The 18,019-nt window shown below is 43.9% G+C and carries 19 protein-coding genes; 11 read left to right on the top strand and 8 right to left on the bottom strand.

The annotated features are described in order from the left end of the window. Nucleotides 1–367: 367 nt before the first annotated feature. From MCON_RS14965 to MCON_RS16795, 3 genes are all read right to left on the bottom strand, one after another. On the bottom strand, nt 368–850 hold the full coding sequence (locus MCON_RS14965; RefSeq protein WP_013729158.1) for a class I tRNA ligase family protein: 483 nt from the start codon (nt 848–850) through the stop codon (nt 368–370). A 108-nt stretch (nt 851–958) separates the two neighbouring features. Then, nucleotides 959–1,405 carry a hypothetical protein gene (locus tag MCON_RS14960; protein WP_013729157.1) on the bottom strand — a complete coding sequence of 149 codons (447 nt, stop codon included), beginning with the start codon at nt 1,403–1,405 and terminating at the stop codon, nt 959–961. Continuing rightward, entirely contained in the window at nt 1,386–2,033 is a 648-nt protein-coding gene (locus tag MCON_RS16795; RefSeq protein WP_048133440.1) for a hypothetical protein, read from the bottom strand. Before MCON_RS16795 ends, MCON_RS14960 begins: the two co-directional genes overlap by 20 nt. A gap of 1,401 nt (nt 2,034–3,434) precedes the next feature. Between MCON_RS16795 and MCON_RS14950 the strand changes: the two genes are divergently transcribed. Beyond that, nucleotides 3,435–3,884, top strand: coding sequence for a hypothetical protein (locus MCON_RS14950; RefSeq protein WP_157864014.1), 450 nt, complete (start codon nt 3,435–3,437; stop codon nt 3,882–3,884). Nucleotides 3,885–3,927: 43 nt separating this feature from the next. Here MCON_RS14950 and MCON_RS14945 read toward each other — a convergent pair whose 3' ends face one another. Both MCON_RS14945 and MCON_RS14940 read right to left on the bottom strand, forming a co-directional pair. Continuing rightward, entirely contained in the window at nt 3,928–4,335 is a 408-nt protein-coding gene (locus tag MCON_RS14945) for a hypothetical protein (RefSeq protein WP_013729154.1), read from the bottom strand. Beyond that, entirely contained in the window at nt 4,332–4,961 is a 630-nt protein-coding gene (locus MCON_RS14940; RefSeq protein ID WP_013729153.1) for a hypothetical protein, read from the bottom strand. The genes MCON_RS14945 and MCON_RS14940 overlap by 4 nt, the downstream gene beginning before the upstream one ends. A gap of 79 nt (nt 4,962–5,040) precedes the next feature. On the opposite strand from MCON_RS14940, the gene MCON_RS14935 reads away from it, so the two are divergent. Together MCON_RS14935 and MCON_RS14930 are read left to right on the top strand one after the other, a co-directional pair. After that, nucleotides 5,041–5,436 carry a MarR family transcriptional regulator gene (locus MCON_RS14935; RefSeq protein WP_013729152.1) on the top strand — a complete coding sequence of 132 codons (396 nt, stop codon included), beginning with the start codon at nt 5,041–5,043 and terminating at the stop codon, nt 5,434–5,436. Then, the gene (locus MCON_RS14930) at nt 5,423–5,668 is read left to right on the top strand and encodes a hypothetical protein (protein ID WP_013729151.1); all 246 of its coding nucleotides are present in this window, start codon (nt 5,423–5,425) and stop codon (nt 5,666–5,668) included. The genes MCON_RS14935 and MCON_RS14930 overlap by 14 nt, the downstream gene beginning before the upstream one ends. A 21-nt stretch (nt 5,669–5,689) precedes the next feature. Here MCON_RS14930 and MCON_RS16380 read toward each other — a convergent pair whose 3' ends face one another. Next, nucleotides 5,690–5,857, bottom strand: coding sequence for a hypothetical protein (locus MCON_RS16380; RefSeq protein ID WP_157864016.1), 168 nt, complete (start codon nt 5,855–5,857; stop codon nt 5,690–5,692). A gap of 348 nt (nt 5,858–6,205) precedes the next feature. On the opposite strand from MCON_RS16380, the gene MCON_RS14925 reads away from it, so the two are divergent. Both MCON_RS14925 and MCON_RS14920 read left to right on the top strand, forming a co-directional pair. Next, nucleotides 6,206–6,517, top strand: a complete 312-nt coding sequence (locus MCON_RS14925) for a winged helix-turn-helix transcriptional regulator (protein ID WP_013729150.1) — start codon at nt 6,206–6,208, stop codon at nt 6,515–6,517. Between the two features lie 322 nt (nt 6,518–6,839). Continuing rightward, entirely contained in the window at nt 6,840–7,208 is a 369-nt protein-coding gene (locus MCON_RS14920) for a hypothetical protein (protein WP_157864015.1), read from the top strand. Nucleotides 7,209–7,433: 225 nt separating this feature from the next. On the opposite strand, the gene MCON_RS14915 is transcribed toward MCON_RS14920, so the two are convergent. Beyond that, nucleotides 7,434–7,931, bottom strand: a complete 498-nt coding sequence (locus MCON_RS14915) for a hypothetical protein (protein WP_013729148.1) — start codon at nt 7,929–7,931, stop codon at nt 7,434–7,436. Nucleotides 7,932–8,140: 209 nt separating this feature from the next. On the opposite strand from MCON_RS14915, the gene MCON_RS14910 reads away from it, so the two are divergent. The 6 genes from MCON_RS14910 to MCON_RS14885 all read left to right on the top strand — a co-directional run bounded on the left by MCON_RS14910 (nt 8,141) and on the right by MCON_RS14885 (nt 16,485). Next, nucleotides 8,141–10,378: a DnaJ-like cysteine-rich domain-containing protein gene (locus MCON_RS14910; RefSeq protein ID WP_013729147.1), complete on the top strand. Its 2,238-nt coding sequence runs from the start codon at nt 8,141–8,143 to the stop codon at nt 10,376–10,378. 171 nt (nt 10,379–10,549) lie between these two features. Beyond that, entirely contained in the window at nt 10,550–10,828 is a 279-nt protein-coding gene (locus MCON_RS15825) for a hypothetical protein (protein WP_013729146.1), read from the top strand. Between the two features lie 415 nt (nt 10,829–11,243). After that, nucleotides 11,244–11,489 (top strand): hypothetical protein, encoded by a 246-nt coding sequence (locus tag MCON_RS16375; protein WP_048133436.1) that lies wholly within the window; start codon nt 11,244–11,246, stop codon nt 11,487–11,489. Beyond that, entirely contained in the window at nt 11,446–12,096 is a 651-nt protein-coding gene (locus tag MCON_RS14895) for a DCL family protein (RefSeq protein ID WP_013729145.1), read from the top strand. The genes MCON_RS16375 and MCON_RS14895 overlap by 44 nt, the downstream gene beginning before the upstream one ends. A 252-nt stretch (nt 12,097–12,348) precedes the next feature. Further along, the gene (locus MCON_RS14890) at nt 12,349–14,331 is read left to right on the top strand and encodes a hypothetical protein (RefSeq protein WP_048133430.1); all 1,983 of its coding nucleotides are present in this window, start codon (nt 12,349–12,351) and stop codon (nt 14,329–14,331) included. Nucleotides 14,332–16,035: 1,704 nt separating this feature from the next. Further along, nucleotides 16,036–16,485 (top strand): hypothetical protein, encoded by a 450-nt coding sequence (locus MCON_RS14885; protein WP_157864014.1) that lies wholly within the window; start codon nt 16,036–16,038, stop codon nt 16,483–16,485. A 329-nt stretch (nt 16,486–16,814) separates the two neighbouring features. Here the strand turns inward: MCON_RS14885 and MCON_RS14880 are convergent, their stop codons facing one another. Continuing rightward, nucleotides 16,815–17,468, bottom strand: coding sequence for a hypothetical protein (locus tag MCON_RS14880; RefSeq protein ID WP_013729140.1), 654 nt, complete (start codon nt 17,466–17,468; stop codon nt 16,815–16,817). Nucleotides 17,469–18,019: the final 551 nt, after the last annotated feature.

Below are 18,019 nucleotides of genomic sequence, written 5' to 3'. Positions count from 1 at the left end.
TTTTTTTTTTCGTTTTACTCTTCCTGATTCTTTTTGTGAACCCCATCGCCCCGGTGGGCCACAATAATTCCCCCCAAGGGGGGGGAGGAGGGTGGTTTTCCCCCCTCCTCTTTAGGCACTTCCGCGGGCCAAGAAAGGATTGCCAGGGAAGTATAGGGGAAATTTTTCCCCCGAAGAAGGAAAATTTTTCGGGGAAGGTTTTTTCCCGGGAGTCCTCCTCGGTCCCCGGCCAGGCCCGGGGCCCCCCCTCCCCCGTGAAAGGGGATTATGCCCTATAGGAGCGTCCCCCCCAGGGGTGAGGTTCCCAGGTCGTCGCTCCCTGGAATTCTGGCCCCCCCAGGCCTTTTGCGGGGTTATCCACCAGTCCTTAAGTTCCGAGCGGACCCACTTCCGTGGCAAAGTTCCTGGCTGAGGCGGTCCCCCCCAGGGCCTGCAGATGCTCGAGCAGGAAGTTCCGGAATCCAGAGAGGCGGAAGAAGTAATGAGTCTGTTGCGGGTACTCTGCCCGCCCGCCGCAAACCTTACAGATGGCATTCTTGATCTCTCCCGGCTCCAGGTGGCGACCGCATCCCATGTCGCACTCGTCTCCCCGGGCGGGCTTGCCGCAGTAGGGACACTCCCCTTCCACATATCTATCCGGCAGGAAGCGCTCGCATTTGGGGCAATAGGCAAGATCGATCTCCCTGGGATAGACGTAGCCGTTCTCCATGAGAGCTTCTACCATCTCTTTGGTGCGATTGTGGCAAGCAGGATCGTCAGTATCGCCAAAGAAGTCGAAATCAATCTCCATTCCCTGGGAGATCTCATTGAAGTGCGGGTGGTTCTTGATGGTCAGAGCCTCGGGGGTCATGCCTTAGACCTGGACAATAACTCTTAATACGCGATATTATGGGAAAAAGAAGGCTTATAGACCACCGTAAAATCTTACCGGGAATAGATTTTGCTATCCCGGTAATCTTTATGCTTTGACAATTCGATATGCGAAAGCATTTTTACTTTGATCTTTCTCACGAATAAGCTTCATGCCGTTTGCGATTTCACCGTAAGCAAGACCTTGAAGGACTTTGCCTAAAGCATTGGCGTTATCGCTGTCTAGAGCTTTAAGAACGTTAATGGGCAACGCTGTATTATCTCGTGCTCCTTTAAGCAAGTCATAAATTTCCCTGGCAACCATAGTTTTAGACTTGCCTTCGCCTATTTCCTCCGCCAACAAAATGAACATCTCAGTTAGCGCATATCTGTCAGGATCAGCGTCTTGATAGAACGCTGAAAGGTTGCCCAAAAAGTTCTTTATCCCTACGAAACCCAAGATATTACCAATAACGTAGCTCCATTCTTCAAATTTGCCTAAATTCGGTCCCCTGTACATCTCTGGGTTCCCGGCTTCATTCCAGCCCGAAGCCATAGATAAAATATCTCTTATAAGCTCCGTTTGATGATCGAGGACCCATTTGTGCAATAGCGTCGCCCTTTGCTGCATCATGTCTAAAATTGCCAGCTTTAAGCCATGGTTCCTCTACCCGAGCATCGAGAGTTATAGGGCAAACCCGTCTCTTCATATCGGTATTTGCCGTGATATCTCCCTTATTCCCGGTAATGACCACAGTTGCCACATTCGGATAACCGCTTATGCTCTGAGTGAAAAAGGCTCGTTGAGTCTTATCCTTAGATGTCATAAAACTTTCAAGGGCTTTGCTGTTAAGATTGCGCCGCACGTTATCAAAGAATATCAAGGGGGAGCCATGCCTTGCATAGCTAAATAAGGTCTTTTCAAGTTGGCCTTCATCGTGCGGCATGGTCCCTATGAAACGTTCTACGTCTTGCCCAAAAGCAATCTTCATGAGCGAAGTGGCCAATAGGGTTGTACCCGTCCCTGCAGCGCTCTGCCTCATCAGAAGGAAAGCCGGAGCAGTCTCGATTGTAGGGCGTAGGAATGGAGTCATTGCCATAGCAAGTGCGTTAGCCTGATCTGCCTCCGAAACAAAAGGCCAACCTAAGACCTGATCGTCCCCCATAAAAAGAACTTCGTCCATCAAATGACTTGCAGCTTCCTCAGGGTCCTTGAGCTTGAATGTCCGACTATTCGATATATAAACTTGGTATTCTTTGTTGTAGCCAATTGATCGATAGATACGGCCTTTGCTGTCTCTTAATATGCGATATTACTGGAAAAGAAGACTTATAGATGCTTTGCAGATCAACAGCGTTTAGGTAGGATGGTGTTTCGAAAAAGTCTATAGAAAGAGCGAGTGCTCATTGAGATCTAAATATTCATCAAGAATTAATACACAGCAGACGAACTGTTTTGTACTATAGTACATTAATTTTTAGTTATTTTCTACAAAATTTAAACGCACGCAGGCGACAGCAAAACATGAAAGTCGGTAGTAAGTTCGTACTATCTGAGTCAAAACTATTTTTATCGGGTGGGTAGTTAAAAATAAATTAATAAGAATAGATCCATAAAAACAGTATTTTAAGTACGGCTCATGCCTCATCCCGCCTCTTAAATTCTCCATCCATCTCCATCCCAGGGCCCCATTCACCATCAGCAGCTCACATTTTTCTATCTGATCGCAATCGGGCCCCAAACTCTGCAAGTTGCACATAGCAAAATATAGAACTTCGCATCCAGCGTTCAACAGCCCTCAAAAGTCATTCTGGCAAACAACCCATTCCATAGTATATGGAATCGCATACAACCGCACTTGATAGACTCCTTGATAGCGATCACCTCCGGTTCCTGATAGCGATTCTTACAAACCTATTTCCCATCGAGTGCACATATGGTTATCGAGCTGGAAAGTACCTTTTATAAAAATATCGAAGGTTATAAGCGATGTAGTTCATGCTCCTGGTAGAATGCGACTTGCACGTAGTGACCAGGGCGGCAAAATAGATCGCGAGCCGGTATATTCGACAGCAGTAGACGGCACGAATCGAAATACCAGCACCGGGAGGGGTTATTTTCAAGTAGGGCACCCTGGCGGAGGAGGGAGTCCTGTGGCATGCTGAAATTCCACATATATCTTTGAAAAATAGACAATACTATATAAATACTCATATTATAAGCTCTATATTTTTATCATATATCTTTAAGTATTCTGATGATATTTATAAAAATAAGCATATCTACTATCATATAGGCCTATCCCCAAATTTTTTTGAAAAATTTTCCAGAAAATACAAACAAGCTATAGCAAGTTATAGCGTTGCTATATGCAGAAAAAGCATTTATGCTAAGCGTTTATTTCAAATTTATGCAAAAAATGACTTTGGCAGATACTCAAGAACTCGTTAACTCTTATGTCAAAAGTTTTGGGCAAAGTGGAGCAGCTAAGCAGCTCACTGAAAAGGGCTACAGGAGCCCCGAAGGTGCTCAAATCCTGCAGGCCCACATATATAGAATTATGCATGGGTCCACTACCTGCCTTTTGGCCCCTGAGCAAGAAAATCAACAGCAAGAGCCGCCCATCACAAAAGAACCCATAGCTGCCGTCCCCAAGAGAGCCAAACAGATAGCAGCAGAGCTATTCGCGAATGAACAATTGTTAAGAAAAGAGATGATCAAAATTGGAGAGAATCTTAAAGAAGAGCTGCTTGAGGAAGAGGCCGCTCTGCAGGAGCTGGAGCGCTCTCAGCCGCCCATGGTGCCGTGCACAGAAAGCCGTCCCTATCGCGAGCGCAGGCATTTAGAGAAAGATGTCCGGGTTAGCGCCGTCTTCAATCGCAGAGGGCCCGTACAGCTTGATGAGGATCGCGACTTTTACGGAATCCCGCGCATGAAACATAGCTCACCTGTGACCACTACCCGGCCCTACCAGCAGCGACGCTATGGGCAAAACGTCCTCTCCACGAGAGATCTATCCGTCCACCAAAAATAAGAGCCTTTAAAATCGATTCTGTGAATTATAAAATTAGGGCGAATTAAGCCCTAATTTGTAAGACTTGCCTTTGCGGGCATCCCCCGTGATTCTGCAAAATGGGCGTACCATTTTTATCGCACCAGGGCCCTGGTCTCTCTGCATTGTGGCCCCTCATCTGAGGAGTTGATGCACTCACAATGATCTGATCGCTAGGAATTTGCAGCTCCCCGAGCGGCTTATCGCTAACAATGGGCCGCGCAAATCTTTTCATATGCTCTTTCCCATAAACGCTCAGAGAATATTGTCTCTGCTCAAGCTCGCGTTGCGTCGGTGTTTTTGAGTCGATCAAGCGCTGCCGCTCTTCAGCTCGCGGATCAGCAACGTCGCTCAACTGAGCTTCAAATGCAGGATCTCTTTGCCGTCGCCCTGCAAGTGTGTCTTCCAGATATGCATATTCGTCAGATTTCATAGAGCCATCTCACTAATTGTTGCTGGATTCATAACCGGTTGGTAGTGGTGCGGGTAAAACGCTCTATCGCATAGCCCTCCCTCATCTCGCAAATGAGGCTCCAGCGCAACCTTGAGCTTCTCCAGCTCCTGCAGCTCCACCGCGCCAGCCCTTATCAATTCTGCTCTTCCATCTTCCAGCGCCCTTACATCTGGATGAGACCAAATTTCTGGCAAAGTTATTGCTCGATTGTGTACAATTAAATCGATAACAAGCCCGTTTAATCTGGTCTGCATATCCCGCCCTATCTGCCCGATTTCTTTGATTCTGTCATCGATCGACTCCATAGAGCAGGGCAACTTTTCGTGCTCTGCAAAGACATTTTCAATTCTCGCGATGATCTCCAGCAGCTCATCTCTTTGTGATCGCGTCTCATTCAGCTCATTTTGGAGCCTGGCAACTGCCTGCTCATCTGAAAAGCCGCTCACAACAGGCGTCCCATCGTCGCCCATCTCAATCCTTGTGAGCCCCTTGATCTGTCCCTGCAGTTCGCCCATAGCCTGCTCCAGCTCAAGAACTGCTGTCGGAAATTTGAGGATAGAATCATTCATCCGCCCTCTCTTTTGCGCAATTTCGATAAGTACCATGCTTACCCTTTTTGCATTTTTGCCTTAAAATAATTTTCGCACAAAACGATCATATAGCAAAAATGCATTTGTAATTAATATGCCGGAAATTCGCAGAGTAATTCTAGATATTGATACATACAATGCATTAAAGGTTGAAGCGTTAGTTAGACATGATAACCTCAAAAATACTCTATCCGCAATGATATTAGAAAATTTGAGCCCTGAAGCTCATACAATCTTAAAATGCATTCGCGACAAAAAGAGCCTAAAAGTCCAAAAATCCAACCACAAGTGCGGCGCGTCTACTGCTATCGAAAAGAGTAAACAATTATCAAAGAATCCTGATGCTTTAAATCAGATCAAGACCTTTTGGAATGAAGGAGAGCGGAATAGAGCAGAGATCGCCCGGAAGATCAACTATCCAAAAGCGACTACAAGCGCCACTATTTCCAGAATGATCAAGGCCGGAGAGCTGAGAAATGAAATTGACTAGGGAGCAGAATAAGAACCTCTTAGAAGCTGCTGAGGAATTTTTCGACTACAGCCCTTGCATGCACTGCAAACATTACTTTGACGATGAAGACGAAGATAGCGAAAGATTTGATGAACCTTCAGCGTGCGATGCATTTCCTGATGGAATACCTGAAGAGATCTTCTTTGGGCGAAACTTGCACAAGGAGCCTTACCCTGGTGACCATGGGATTACATTTGAGCAGGCAGATTGATGCCTGCCCTCTCCCATCTATTCAAAGTCTCTTCAGTTCTTCTCTGAGCTTCCTACACACTTCAAGCCCGCGCTCATCAAGCGCATAGGTCATCCCGCCGCCAGTTGGATGCTGCAGAACATAGTTCAAAGCTACAAGATCGCGCAAAGCCTTTTTCGCCTTGTGATCTTGTAATGCAGGTTTGCTCATGAAGTAAGTTTTTGGGACATGGGCTCCTTTCCCACCTTGAGTTGCCGTACAAAGGCTTTGAAGAATTAACTTCTGAATATCAGTTAGATCATTTTCGTTCTATGATTGCACCCCCCAATGAGGTATTCTACCCTCCAACTATTTTTTCTAAAATATTTAAAGTATACGCTTGAAAAATAATTTTTCTTGCTTCATTGACTACAAAATATATCCCTTATAATCCGAAACCTATTTCAGAATAGCTTATAATATGCTTTAATAGTATCTCATAGATTTACATAGTTTTAAATATCACTAAAATGAGCTAATAGTGGAGCTAATAGTGGAACTAAAGGAGGAGTGCAGGATATGAAGCAAAAAACAGGGAGCAACATGCAGGCGGCAAGGGACGCCAGGGCCCGAGAAAGGGCTGACACCGACTACAGCCTCTATGAAGTGATAAACAAAACGCCAGGATCTAGCGTTTATGAGCTGGCGAAAGAGCTGGGGTGGTCGAGCGGCAAAGTATACGGGTCTGTCCGACGATTGGAGAAGGACAATTGGGTCCGAATTGAGAAGGCTGAAAGAGACGGCAGATCTGTGCTTAAAATAACGTCTGTTAAGTGGCATGAATTCCTGACATCGGAAGAGATTGAAGAGTTCAAGAGCATGGAATTTTAAAGGCGAATTTTCCGCCTTTTTTCCATGGAAATTCTGCTAATGCTTAGCAATCTTTATTATTGATAAAAGGAATCTTAGCCTGAGTAATAGTAATAAAAAACTGGTTTCCAGCCAGGGTGTTCACAGCACCCTGACAGGAGAAAAACTCCACAGCGAAGGAGTGTGCCCAAAGGAGCACGATTAGATGACAAATGCAGCCTCAGCAATAAATAGCTTTCTGCCAGCGCAGGATGCTTGTTCTAGTGTATCGCAATCAGAAGACCCTGTTTTTATCCTATCCTCAGCGCAGCTTCAGGAGATCATCACGAAGGCTATCCAGCCATTGAAGCAAGAGATAGCCCGTGACAGGAAGGAAATAGCTGCCCTACGCGATCAATTATCTTCCTTAGAGAAGGATAGAGATGTGCTCTCTGATAACCAACTCATCCAGCTCCGGCTTATCCAAGATCTGAAGGAGAAAGCCAAAAGGGAACCTGGCAAGACTGAGCTATCCAGAGCTGAGAAGATCGAGAAGTACCTGGCATCCAGGCCGGATCACAAAGCCACATTTGAGACTCTGAAGGGACATTTGGGAGTAGATAATGATCTTCTCGGGATTGCCATTAAATCCCTTCTGCCATCAGGAAAATATGCTATCATCAAGACACCAGGAGATAAGCGAAAGAGAGCTTTGGTCATGCTTCCGAGATAGACGAATTTCGTATAATACTATAATCCGCATCGGCTAGATAACTGACAGAAAAGACGTAAAATCTGAGGTGATTTCCTCAGATTGATTGATATTGATTACTTTTGAGAAGAGAAGAAATAGAGCTAGATGTATATAAATGAATAGAAAAGAACTATCTTGCTTTTGGTTTGACCAGATATACGAATACGAATTTCGTATATTTTTTGGAGCCCTGGTCTCTCCTTCTCACCTCTTCCAAAATCTCCACCATCTCTTTTCTTTGACCTCTTCCTGCGATGGTGGTAGAGCTGGGGTGATCCTCTCCGAGAGCTGAGATAGATGAGCCCTCAGAAATCCAACTTCATCATCTTTTAATCTAAGTGTATCTTTATAGTGCTCTAGATCGCGATTGAGGCCAATAATCTCTGCTGATGCCTGATCCTTTTCTGATCTGGTTATCTCAAGCTCTGATCTTAGCTGATCATCTTGCGATCTCAGGGCCTCTAAATCGCGTTTAAGCTGGTTGAATTCGGTCTTGATCTGGTTAGCTTCCTTCCATCTCTGATCGGCCTCGGATCTAGCTTGATCGCGTTCTTTTATAGCCTGATCCAACTCGGATCTATCATGGTGGAGGTAAAGATCAATAGCCTCTGCCAGCAATTGCTTCTTTGTGATTCCCCTCTTGATCACCGCTTGATCTATCTCCGATAAAGTCAGATCGTCTATCTCTGCATAAACCCTCAAGATTGATCCCCTCTGATCGTATGATAAGGCTCTTGATCGGATAAAGATCTATCTCTTATGTATTGAGGCTATGCTAAGCGGATCTTCATAGATCTTGTGGCGATCCTTCTTATGTAACAAAAGAAGGAGCGTTACATAAGAAATGGACTGATCCATAAAAATATTAAGAAGATCAAATTTTAATAGTTAAATGCCTTATATAAATTCACATGATCAGGCATTATCTAAAAATCGGCGGTGAGGACGTTAGCGGCTATATGCAGTCTGTGCGCATATCGCGAGACGGCGACGGTGCAGACGCTGATTTTGTCCTCGCAAATATTTACGGCATGTTCACGGGGAAGTGGAGGGATGAGGGCAATATTAACGCGCGCGTAACCCTTCTCCTTGAGAACGAAAGGCATACCTGTTTAGGAGATGGTGATTACAGGCAAGAGGGAGAGCTTGATATTGAGATTGAATCTAATTCAAAGATCTATCATGCTTTTTGCGGCTATGTAACAAAAGTTGATTATGATGAGCATTTTGTTAAGATAAGAGCGAGCACTCCAGACGAATTTCTTGAAGAGGAGGCTATGCCTGATGGAGTTAAACCAAGAGGAGGAACTGCTTACATAGCTACTCCACCTGCAGAGATTATCTTAGATGTAATCGCTCAGCATAAGGACCCTCCCATAGGTATAACGATTTTGAGCGAAGGAGCAGCAGCAAATAAAGGCTATCCCGTCCTTCAAGTTCCAAGAAAGAAGTTGCCAGGCTACAAACCTCCTATTCCTCCTGGCGGATCAGAAGCTAAATTTCCGTCTCACTATGAATATTTGTCTCCATCAGAATATGAGAGGAAATATCCCAATAATTCAGGCCGGCCTGATGGCTGGAGACCGGGTACTGGAGTCTATGGAGATGGTTGGTATAGACCGCCTGAAGGAATGCCCAGGCCTGAATATCCCCAAAGGTGCAAACACGTCTGCAGGTACAAAGAGCAGTACAAATGCTGTAAATCAACAGAATGCGCTTACAAGCAAGAAGGGACTTTGTGTAGACAGGTCAGTTGCCCTTATGACATAGAGAAAAGAAATCTCTGCTATACAATTTGTCCTTATGATAGTGGAGACTGCATAGACTCTTCGTTAACTGATCTTTCAGAGTGCTCTACTTGTGGTGGTTCCGGTTCTGCTGCCAATGGTGCTATATGCTCTGAATGCGGCGGAACAGGTCTTTCGAATAACAAAGCAATCAACTCTGCATTAGATAATGCTCAAAGAGTATTTGATGATGCATCTAATAGGCTAACAGCAGCTCAGGAAGCCTATGATAGAGCTGAGACTTCATTACAGAAGAGGAATGCCAGTATTGCTATCCAGAAGGCAATGCAAGATGTAATAAAGGCTAGAAATGATCTCAATCGGCTTGAGAAGTTTAAAGAACAGCCTGTTGATGAAGGAGATGCAGAAATTTCTGGCAATCCTGAAGAACTGGTTTATGTGGATTTTTGGAATCCACCTATCATAAAAGACCAGGTACAGGGAGTCAAAGGCGTAAAGTATGCAGATGTTATCAGGGCCGTACAAAGAAGCACAGGAGGCCAATTCTTCGTCAATGAAGAATGCAAAGCTCAATTCATCCCGCCTAACTATGTTATTCCATCAACAGAATCAGCTATCGATATTACTCATTTGGTAACAAGGCAGGGATTGGCTAAGAGTGCTATGGGTCACGCTAATATAGTTGTGGTCTATGGCTCGGGGATTACAGAACCAGGAGCTAGCCCTGTAGAGAGGGAGAGGCACAAAGTTGTTGGTTATCTGCATGAGAATGTAGATTCTATTCAGAGACATGGTACAATCCATGCTGCAGAAGTTGACGTACATTATCTGCCGAAACAATCTCAGGTCGAAGAGCTGGCAAAGAATCTTATCGATTTTTATAAAGGAGACGACGATAAGGCTGAAGTGGATGCAATCGGTATTTGTCCAAGAATTTTTCAAAAGGTGCAATGGAAGGTTCCAATCGGGCCGGTGATGGATACTGACGAATGTCAATTTGGTAGTACAGCAATCATGGCGGTTGTCTCTGGCAGGATTTCAAAGGTAGTTCTTGATTATTCTTGTCAGGGCTGGCAGGTAAATTTAGATGTAAGCACAGAAGGAGAAGACTCAGGGACAGGATCAATGATGAAACCTTATGTGACTGCTGGCGATTATGCCTTTGCCACTCCGGAACTTTATGATCAATTGGTCAAACAAGTTTCCGGTTTCAAGCCGCTACTAGGCGACGTGATTTATGTTCGACCGACAGCAGACGGAAAAAGTCTAGAAATGCCGGTTCTTGGAAATTATGGCAAACTGGGGGATAAGCCGCCAGGTTCGTATGCATTGAGAAAGACGATTGATCCTACAATTTTACAAAGAACTTTAAGAGAGATGATAGACAAAAGTCAATCTTGAAATTTTGAATAGAGGTGGGGGGCAGAAATCTCGAAGACCCCCCATTTTTTTGGAGAGGCAGGGCGTCTTGTCCCTCGCGCTCTCCAAGTAATAACCTTGAAGACCTCGGAAAATCTTCAAGCAATGTACAACGTTGTAATTTAAATAATTTGCGCTCAATACCTTCAGTTGATGGTGGAAATGTCGATATTAAACCATAATGATCTTGAAAATATACTTTTAGATGTTAAGGAACTGAAGCTAGCAGGTTTAACTGCCAAAAAAATAGCTAGCGAACTTGACAGACTGGGGTACAAAAAGCCTTCGCCAACTGTATCCTGGCAAACTCATCACGTCTTAAAACTTATTGCAGAGTTGAGGAGGAGGGGAGAACTTCCTGCGATAGGGCACTTCAAGGAGCAATTCCGACCATCTGCCCAAAAGATTTCTTGTCATTTTCCAGAATATTGAATTCTTCTTGATCTGGCAGGAGAAGAACGAAAATATTTTCTTTTGATTTTTCCAAATAGATTACCTCACAGTTAGGGAGCTTTTACGATTTTTATTCCCATTGCAAAATCTTTTGCCAGCCTACCTTGAGTGAGGCATAAGCGCTGCTCATCGGAAAGGCCCGGAGGGAGGATAGCGCCCTCTTCCAAAATCGGGCAAAGAACTCTTGGATGAACGGCTGAAATCGTGCGGCGGCAAAATTCTGGCATTCAGACGAAATATAGATTTTGATGGTAAATATAATTGTCGGGCTCTCAAATAAACTTGGTTGAAATGCCTCGATATGCCTCATTACCTAAGCTATAGCGTCTTAAAGATTACTTATGGGGGAATAATGAGCAGAAGGCTTATATAAGTAGTATGCCTATGGAATACCATGACAGAAAAAAAGAAAAGACATCGCCCGCCAGGTGTTCATTTCTATCCAACTGTTCATGAGCTTGAAGCTCTTGGCAGTTATGGGCGCGAGCAAGGACTATCGATAAGCTACCTTGCAGCCCAAATGTTTCATCACGGTTTTAATCTGTGGAAAAACGGGGAATTCACGCCTCAACCCTCAGAGAGGGCACGTGCTATGTTTGCCAGCAGCAAAACAGCCAAAGATGGGGCAAAATATGCCTAAACGTAAGGTATTCCTTTCCGGGCATGAATTCCCATCATTAACTGCAGCACGAGCCCATGCAAAGGCGATCCTCGATAAGTACAGCTCGGGGGATTTTGTTAACGATGGGGAAATAGCATTCTTAAAATCGGCTATTGCCCTTCGTGGTCCGGAGAAGCTGAAGGAGAAGGAAGGCGTCGGAATAAAGAGTATCTTCATAGACTATAATTGCGGTGGGGATAAGGCATTCTATATTCGTCGCATAGATGGCACCGAGACCGATTTCAGCTACATCAAGTGCTTTACCAAGTCGAATCTCTTTAATGACTTTTCTGCAGCATGCCGGAATGCCATAAAGGATGATAAATCCGTCCTAAAGATAGGCTTGGGCTTTGATCAGTATGATGCTCACCACGAAGGCATGCCCTTCAAAGATATAGTTCAATCCTTTATTGAGGCTGAACATATCGATATTACAAAAATAGAATTCCTAAAGGGGGATGGGGTACAAGGGCGATACTTCAAAGACGAAAAGCTAGCAACCGCTTTCAAGAAGTTTCATTCGGAACATGCTGTTATGGAGATTTTAGAGAAAGAAGATCACAAGGAAAAGCATAGACATAAGTAATGCCTTTATTTGCAGATTAAAAAGCTGTTGGAAGGCTGTTTAACTGGCAAATTGGCAAATAAACATTTTGGAGAGGATGAAAACTACAGGGAGGTATCTATAAGAGGTTTGATGCGAAATGAAACAAAAAAATAATATAATTGGCTTAATTGTCCGTGGTGTAAGGCCCCTCCGGCAAATTAAGCAGACTAGGACTATCGTTTGGCGCTGCAACAATAAATCTTTATCGGTCACTTCTGCGAGGCGTTGCCTATGACTTACGTGCAATCTTTTTTGAAGAAGGAAAGCTTGAGACATACCCCTCTTAAACCTGATCTGCAAGGTTATTTAGACGTCAGCAAAAATGATCTCACGCCCGCTGCAATGCACTATAATGCGCATAACTACCGACAGATCGATGAAAAATGGTATGATGATTTTCTGGAGAGAGCTGCAGGTTTACCTGATAATGAAGAGATTAAGCAAGAAAGTCTAAGGCTATGGGATTTGGGCGTTAAATGGGGATATTTTCCCATAGAGAGCGCCGAAGACATAGCTAACGGTAAGGCAGTCGCCTTAGCTATGGCAAAAGCGCGACATTTATTAAGAGTCGAGAGACCTATCTTAGAATTTGCATTAATGCAAGAAGAGCTTGAAGAGAGTTCGGATGCTATTGATCTTGAAAATAGCATATTAAAAAACTTATATCTTACTTGTTCGGACGAAAGTGTTGAAATCAATTATCACCCATTTCCTCTCCTTAAACCTGACCATGTTTTGGCTGAAGAGATTTTTGAGCAGCTAGGTGCAGCTCAACTAAAAATCGGAGGCGAATCATTACATGGCCGCATCTATACGCGCGGTTCGGACTTGGTGCTGATAGCGAACGATAGCATAAGCCCATTAACTGTAGATGCTCTTGCTGCGGAAATAGCGAAACTCAAAATAACAGACCATGGATCTGTTTTAGAGAAGCCTCTGCCTAGAAGAATTGTGGGAGATATCCTCAGGAAACAATCTTTTCCTGGTTTCAGGAACTTGAGAAGCGTCGTTAGACATCCTTTTTTTGACAGCAAAGGCCGTATCTATCGATCAATTGGCTACAACAAAGAATACCAAGTTTATATATCGAATAGTCGGACATTCAAGCTCAAGGACCCTGAGGAAGCTGCAAGTCATTTGATGGACGAAGTTCTTTTTATGGGGGACGATCAGGTCTTAGGTTGGCCTTTTGTTTCGGAGGCAGATCAGGCTAACGCACTTGCTATGGCAATGACTCCATTCCTACGCCCTACAATCGAGACTGCTCCGGCTTTCCTTCTGATGAGGCAGAGCGCTGCAGGGACGGGTACAACCCTATTGGCCACTTCGCTCATGAAGATTGCTTTTGGGCAAGACGTAGAACGTTTCATAGGGACCATGCCGGACGATGAAGGCGAACTTGAAAAGACCTTATTTAGCTATGCAAGGGATGGCTCCCCCTTGATATTCTTTGATAACGTGCGGCGCAAACTTAACAGCAAAGCCCTTGAAAGTTTTATGACATCTAAGGATAAGACTCAACGAGCCTTTTTCACTCAGAGCATAAGCGGTTATCCGAATGTGGCAACTGTGGTCATTACCGGGAATAAGGGAGATATCACGGCAAATACCGATATGAAGAGACGGGTTTGCCCTATAACTCTCGATGCTCGGGTAGAGGAACCATGGCTTAGAGCTGGCAATTTTAGACATGATGCAGCAAAGGGCGACGCTATTGACAAATGGGTCCTCGATCATCAAACGGAGCTTATAAGAGATATTTTATCTATGGCTTCGGGCTGGAATGAAGCCGGGAACCCAGAGATGTACAGGGGACCGAATTTAGGCAAATTTGAAGAATGGAGCTACGTTATTGGTAATATCTTGGGTTTCGTAGGGATAAAGAACTTTTTGGGCAACCTTTCAGCGTTCTATCAAGACGCTGATCCTGACAGATATGCGCTAACTGAGATGTTCATTTTGTTGGCGGAGGAAATAGGCGAAGGCAAGTCTAAAACTATGGTTGCCAGGGAAATTTATGACTTGCTTAAAGGAGCACGAGATAATACAGCGTTGCCCATTAACGTTCTTAAAGCTCTAGACAGCGATAACGCCAATGCTTTAGGCAAAGTCCTTCAAGGTCTTGCTTACGGTGAAATCGCAAACGGCATGAAGCTTATTCGTGAGAAAGATCAAAGTAAAAATGCTTTCGCATATCGAATTGTCAAAGCATAAAGATTACCGGGATAGCAAAATCTATTCCCGGTAAGATTTTACGGTGGTCTATAAGCCTTCTTTTTCCCATAATATCGCGTATTAAGAGTTATTTTCCAATTCTAAGCCTTTATAGAGGAGCCGGGGATAGCAAAAATCTATCCCCGGTAAAAATTGAGGTCTGATGCTATTGGTTTTTCGTTTTTTCCGGTGGTAAACTATATCCTGGCATCCTTTAGAAAAGCTAATAAAAAAAAGTATTATTTTTCTTACGAAAAATCATAGACACCTTTTTTAGAAATGATTTTGAAACCAGGGATAAAAAGGCTTTTACCCCCGGTTGAATCATGAAAAATGATATCAGGAGACTCTAAAAAAGTGCCGGGGATAGATTTTGCCTATCCCCGGCTCCTCTATAAAGGCTTAGAATTGGAAAATAACTCTTAATATGCGATATTACTGGAAAAGAAGACTTATAGATGCTTTGCAGATCAACAGCGTTTAGGTAGGATGGTGTTTCGAAAAAGTCTATAGAAAGAGCGAGTGCTCATTGAGATCTAAATATTCATCAAGAATTAATACACAGCAGACGAACTGTTTTGTACTATAGTACATTAATTTTTAGTTATTTTCTACAAAATTTAAACGCACGCAGGCGACAGCAAAACATGAAAGTCGGTAGTAAGTTCGTACTATCTGAGTCAAAACTATTTTTATCGGGTGGGTAGTTAAAAATAAATTAATAAGAATAGATCCATAAAAACAGTATTTTAAGTACGGCTCATGCCTCATCCCGCCTCTTAAATTCTCCATCCATCTCCATCCCAGGGCCCCATTCACCATCAGCAGCCACATTTTTCTATCTGATCGCAATCGGGCCCCAAACTCTGCAAGTTGCACATAGCAAAATATAGAACTTCGCATCCAGCGTTCAACAGCCCTCAAAAGTCATTCTGGCAAACAACCCATTCCATAGTATATGGAATCGCATACAACCGCACTTGATCGACTCCTTGATAGCGATCACCTCCGGTTCCTGATAGCGATTCTTACAAACCTATTTCCCATCGCGTACACCTATGGTTATCGAGCTGGAAGTACCTTTATAAAAATATCGAAGGTTATAAGCGATGTAGTTCATGCTCCTGGTAGAATGCGACTTGCACGTAGTGACCAGGGCGGCAAAATAGATCGCGAGCCGGTATATTCGACAGCAGTAGACGGCACGAATCGAAATACCAGCACCGGGAGGGGTTATTTTCAAGTAGGGCACCCTGGCGGAGGAGGGAGTCCTGTGGCATGCTGAAATTCCACATATATCTTTGAAAAATAGACAATACTATATAAATACTCATATTATAAGCTCTATATTTTTATCATATATCTTTAAGTATTCTGATGATATTTATAAAAATAAGCATATCTACTATCATATAGGCCTATCCCCAAATTTTTTTGAAAAATTTTCCAGAAAATACAAACAAGCTATAGCAAGTTATAGCGTTGCTATATGCAGAAAAAGCATTTATGCTAAGCGTTTATTTCAAATTTATGCAAAAAATGACTTTGGCAGATACTCAAGAACTCGTTAACTCTTATGTCAAAAGTTTTGGGCAAAGTGGAGCAGCTAAGCAGCTCACTGAAAAGGGCTACAGGAGCCCCGAAGGTGCTCAAATCCTGCAGGCCCACATATATAGAATTATGCATGGGTCCACTACCTGCCTTTTGGCCCCTGAGCAAGAAAATCAACAGCAAGAGCCGCCCATCACAAAAGAACCCATAGCTGCCGTCCCCAAGAGAGCCAAACAGATAGCAGCAGAGCTATTCGCGAATGAACAATTGTTAAGAAAAGAGATGATCAAAATTGGAGAGAATCTTAAAGAAGAGCTGCTTGAGGAAGAGGCCGCTCTGCAGGAGCTGGAGCGCTCTCAGCCGCCCATGGTGCCGTGCACAGAAAGCCGTCCCTATCGCGAGCGCAGGCATTTAGAGAAAGATGTCCGGGTTAGCGCCGTCTTCAATCGCAGAGGGCCCGTACAGCTTGATGAGGATCGCGACTTTTACGGAATCCCGCGCATGAAACATAGCTCACCTGTGACCACTACCCGGCCCTACCAGCAGCGACGCTATGGGCAAAACGTCCTCTCCACGAGAGATCTATCCGTCCACCAAAAATAAGAGCCTTTAAAATCGATTCTGTGAATTATAAAATTAGGGCGAATTAAGCCCTAATTTGTAAGACTTGCCTTTGCGGGCATCCCCCGTGATTCTGCAAAATGGGCGTACCATTTTTATCGCACCAGGGCCCTGGTCTCTCTGCATTGTGGCCCCTCATCTGAGGAGTTGATGCACTCACAATGATCTGATCGCTAGGAATTTGCAGCTCCCCGAGCGGCTTATCGCTAACAATGGAAAATAACTCTTAATACGCGATATTATGGGAAAAAGAAGGCTTATAGACCACCGTAAAATCTTACCGGGAATAGATTTTGCTATCCCGGTAATCTTTATGCTTTGACAATTCGATATGCGAAAGCATTTTTACTTTGATCTTTCTCACGAATAAGCTTCATGCCGTTTGCGATTTCACCGTAAGCAAGACCTTGAAGGACTTTGCCTAAAGCATTGGCGTTATCGCTGTCTAGAGCTTTAAGAACGTTAATGGGCAACGCTGTATTATCTCGTGCTCCTTTAAGCAAGTCATAAATTTCCCTGGCAACCATAGTTTTAGACTTGCCTTCGCCTATTTCCTCCGCCAACAAAATGAACATCTCAGTTAGCGCATATCTGTCAGGATCAGCGTCTTGATAGAACGCTGAAAGGTTGCCCAAAAAGTTCTTTATCCCTACGAAACCCAAGATATTACCAATAACGTAGCTCCATTCTTCAAATTTGCCTAAATTCGGTCCCCTGTACATCTCTGGGTTCCCGGCTTCATTCCAGCCCGAAGCCATAGATAAAATATCTCTTATAAGCTCCGTTTGATGATCGAGGACCCATTTGTCAATAGCGTCGCCCTTTGCTGCATCATGTCTAAAATTGCCAGCTCTAAGCCATGGTTCCTCTACCCGAGCATCGAGAGTTATAGGGCAAACCCGTCTCTTCATATCGGTATTTGCCGTGATATCTCCCTTATTCCCGGTAATGACCACAGTTGCCACTCTTAATATGCGATATTACTGGAAAAGAAGACTGATAGATGCTTTGCAGATCAACAGCGTTTAGGTAGGATGGTGTTTCGAAAAAGTCTATAGAAAGAGCGAGTGCTCATTGAGATCTAAATATTCATCAAGAATTAATACACAGCAGACGAACTGTTTTGTACTATAGTACATTAATTTTTAGTTATTTTCTACAAAATTTAAACGCACGCAGGCGACAGCAAAACATGAAAGTCGGTAGTAAGTTCGTACTATCGTGAGTCAAAACTATTTTTATCGGGTGGGTAGTTAAAAATAAATTAATAAGAATAGATCCATAAAAACAGTATTTTAAGTACGGCTCATGCCTCATCCCGCCTCTTAAATTCTCCATCCATCTCCATCCCAGGGCCCCATTCACCATCAGCAGCCACATTTTTCTATCTGATCGCAATCGGGCCCCAAACTCTGCAAGTTGCACATAGCAAAATATAGAACTTCGCATCCAGCGTTCAACAGCCCTCAAAAGTCATTCTGGCAAACAACCCATTCCAGTAGTATAGGTGCCGGGG

It is taken from the genome of Methanothrix soehngenii GP6, assembly GCF_000204415.1.
GTDB lineage: Archaea > Halobacteriota > Methanosarcinia > Methanotrichales > Methanotrichaceae > Methanothrix > Methanothrix soehngenii.
This window is presented reverse-complemented; position numbering and strand designations above follow the sequence as displayed.

Bases quoted from the DNA above. Each gene is read 5' to 3' on its own strand.
- MCON_RS14935 (WP_013729152.1), top strand. From the start codon at position 5,041: ATGCCGGAAATTCGCAGAGTAATTCTAGATATTGATACATACAATGCA.
- MCON_RS14890 (WP_048133430.1), top strand. From the start codon at position 12,349: ATGACTTACGTGCAATCTTTTTTGAAGAAGGAAAGCTTGAGACATACC.
- MCON_RS14910 (WP_013729147.1), top strand. From the start codon at position 8,141: ATGATCAGGCATTATCTAAAAATCGGCGGTGAGGACGTTAGCGGCTAT.
- MCON_RS14960 (WP_013729157.1), bottom strand. From the start codon at position 1,405: ATGGCTTCGGGCTGGAATGAAGCCGGGAACCCAGAGATGTACAGGGGA.
- MCON_RS16375 (WP_048133436.1), top strand. From the start codon at position 11,244: ATGACAGAAAAAAAGAAAAGACATCGCCCGCCAGGTGTTCATTTCTAT.
- MCON_RS16795 (WP_048133440.1), bottom strand. From the start codon at position 2,033: ATGGACGAAGTTCTTTTTATGGGGGACGATCAGGTCTTAGGTTGGCCT.
- MCON_RS14930 (WP_013729151.1), top strand. From the start codon at position 5,423: ATGAAATTGACTAGGGAGCAGAATAAGAACCTCTTAGAAGCTGCTGAG.
- MCON_RS14945 (WP_013729154.1), bottom strand. From the start codon at position 4,335: ATGAAATCTGACGAATATGCATATCTGGAAGACACACTTGCAGGGCGA.
- MCON_RS16380 (WP_157864016.1), bottom strand. From the start codon at position 5,857: ATGAGCAAACCTGCATTACAAGATCACAAGGCGAAAAAGGCTTTGCGC.
- MCON_RS14925 (WP_013729150.1), top strand. From the start codon at position 6,206: ATGAAGCAAAAAACAGGGAGCAACATGCAGGCGGCAAGGGACGCCAGG.
- MCON_RS15825 (WP_013729146.1), top strand. From the start codon at position 10,550: ATGGTGGAAATGTCGATATTAAACCATAATGATCTTGAAAATATACTT.
- MCON_RS14965 (WP_013729158.1), bottom strand. From the start codon at position 850: ATGACCCCCGAGGCTCTGACCATCAAGAACCACCCGCACTTCAATGAG.
- MCON_RS14940 (WP_013729153.1), bottom strand. From the start codon at position 4,961: ATGGTACTTATCGAAATTGCGCAAAAGAGAGGGCGGATGAATGATTCT.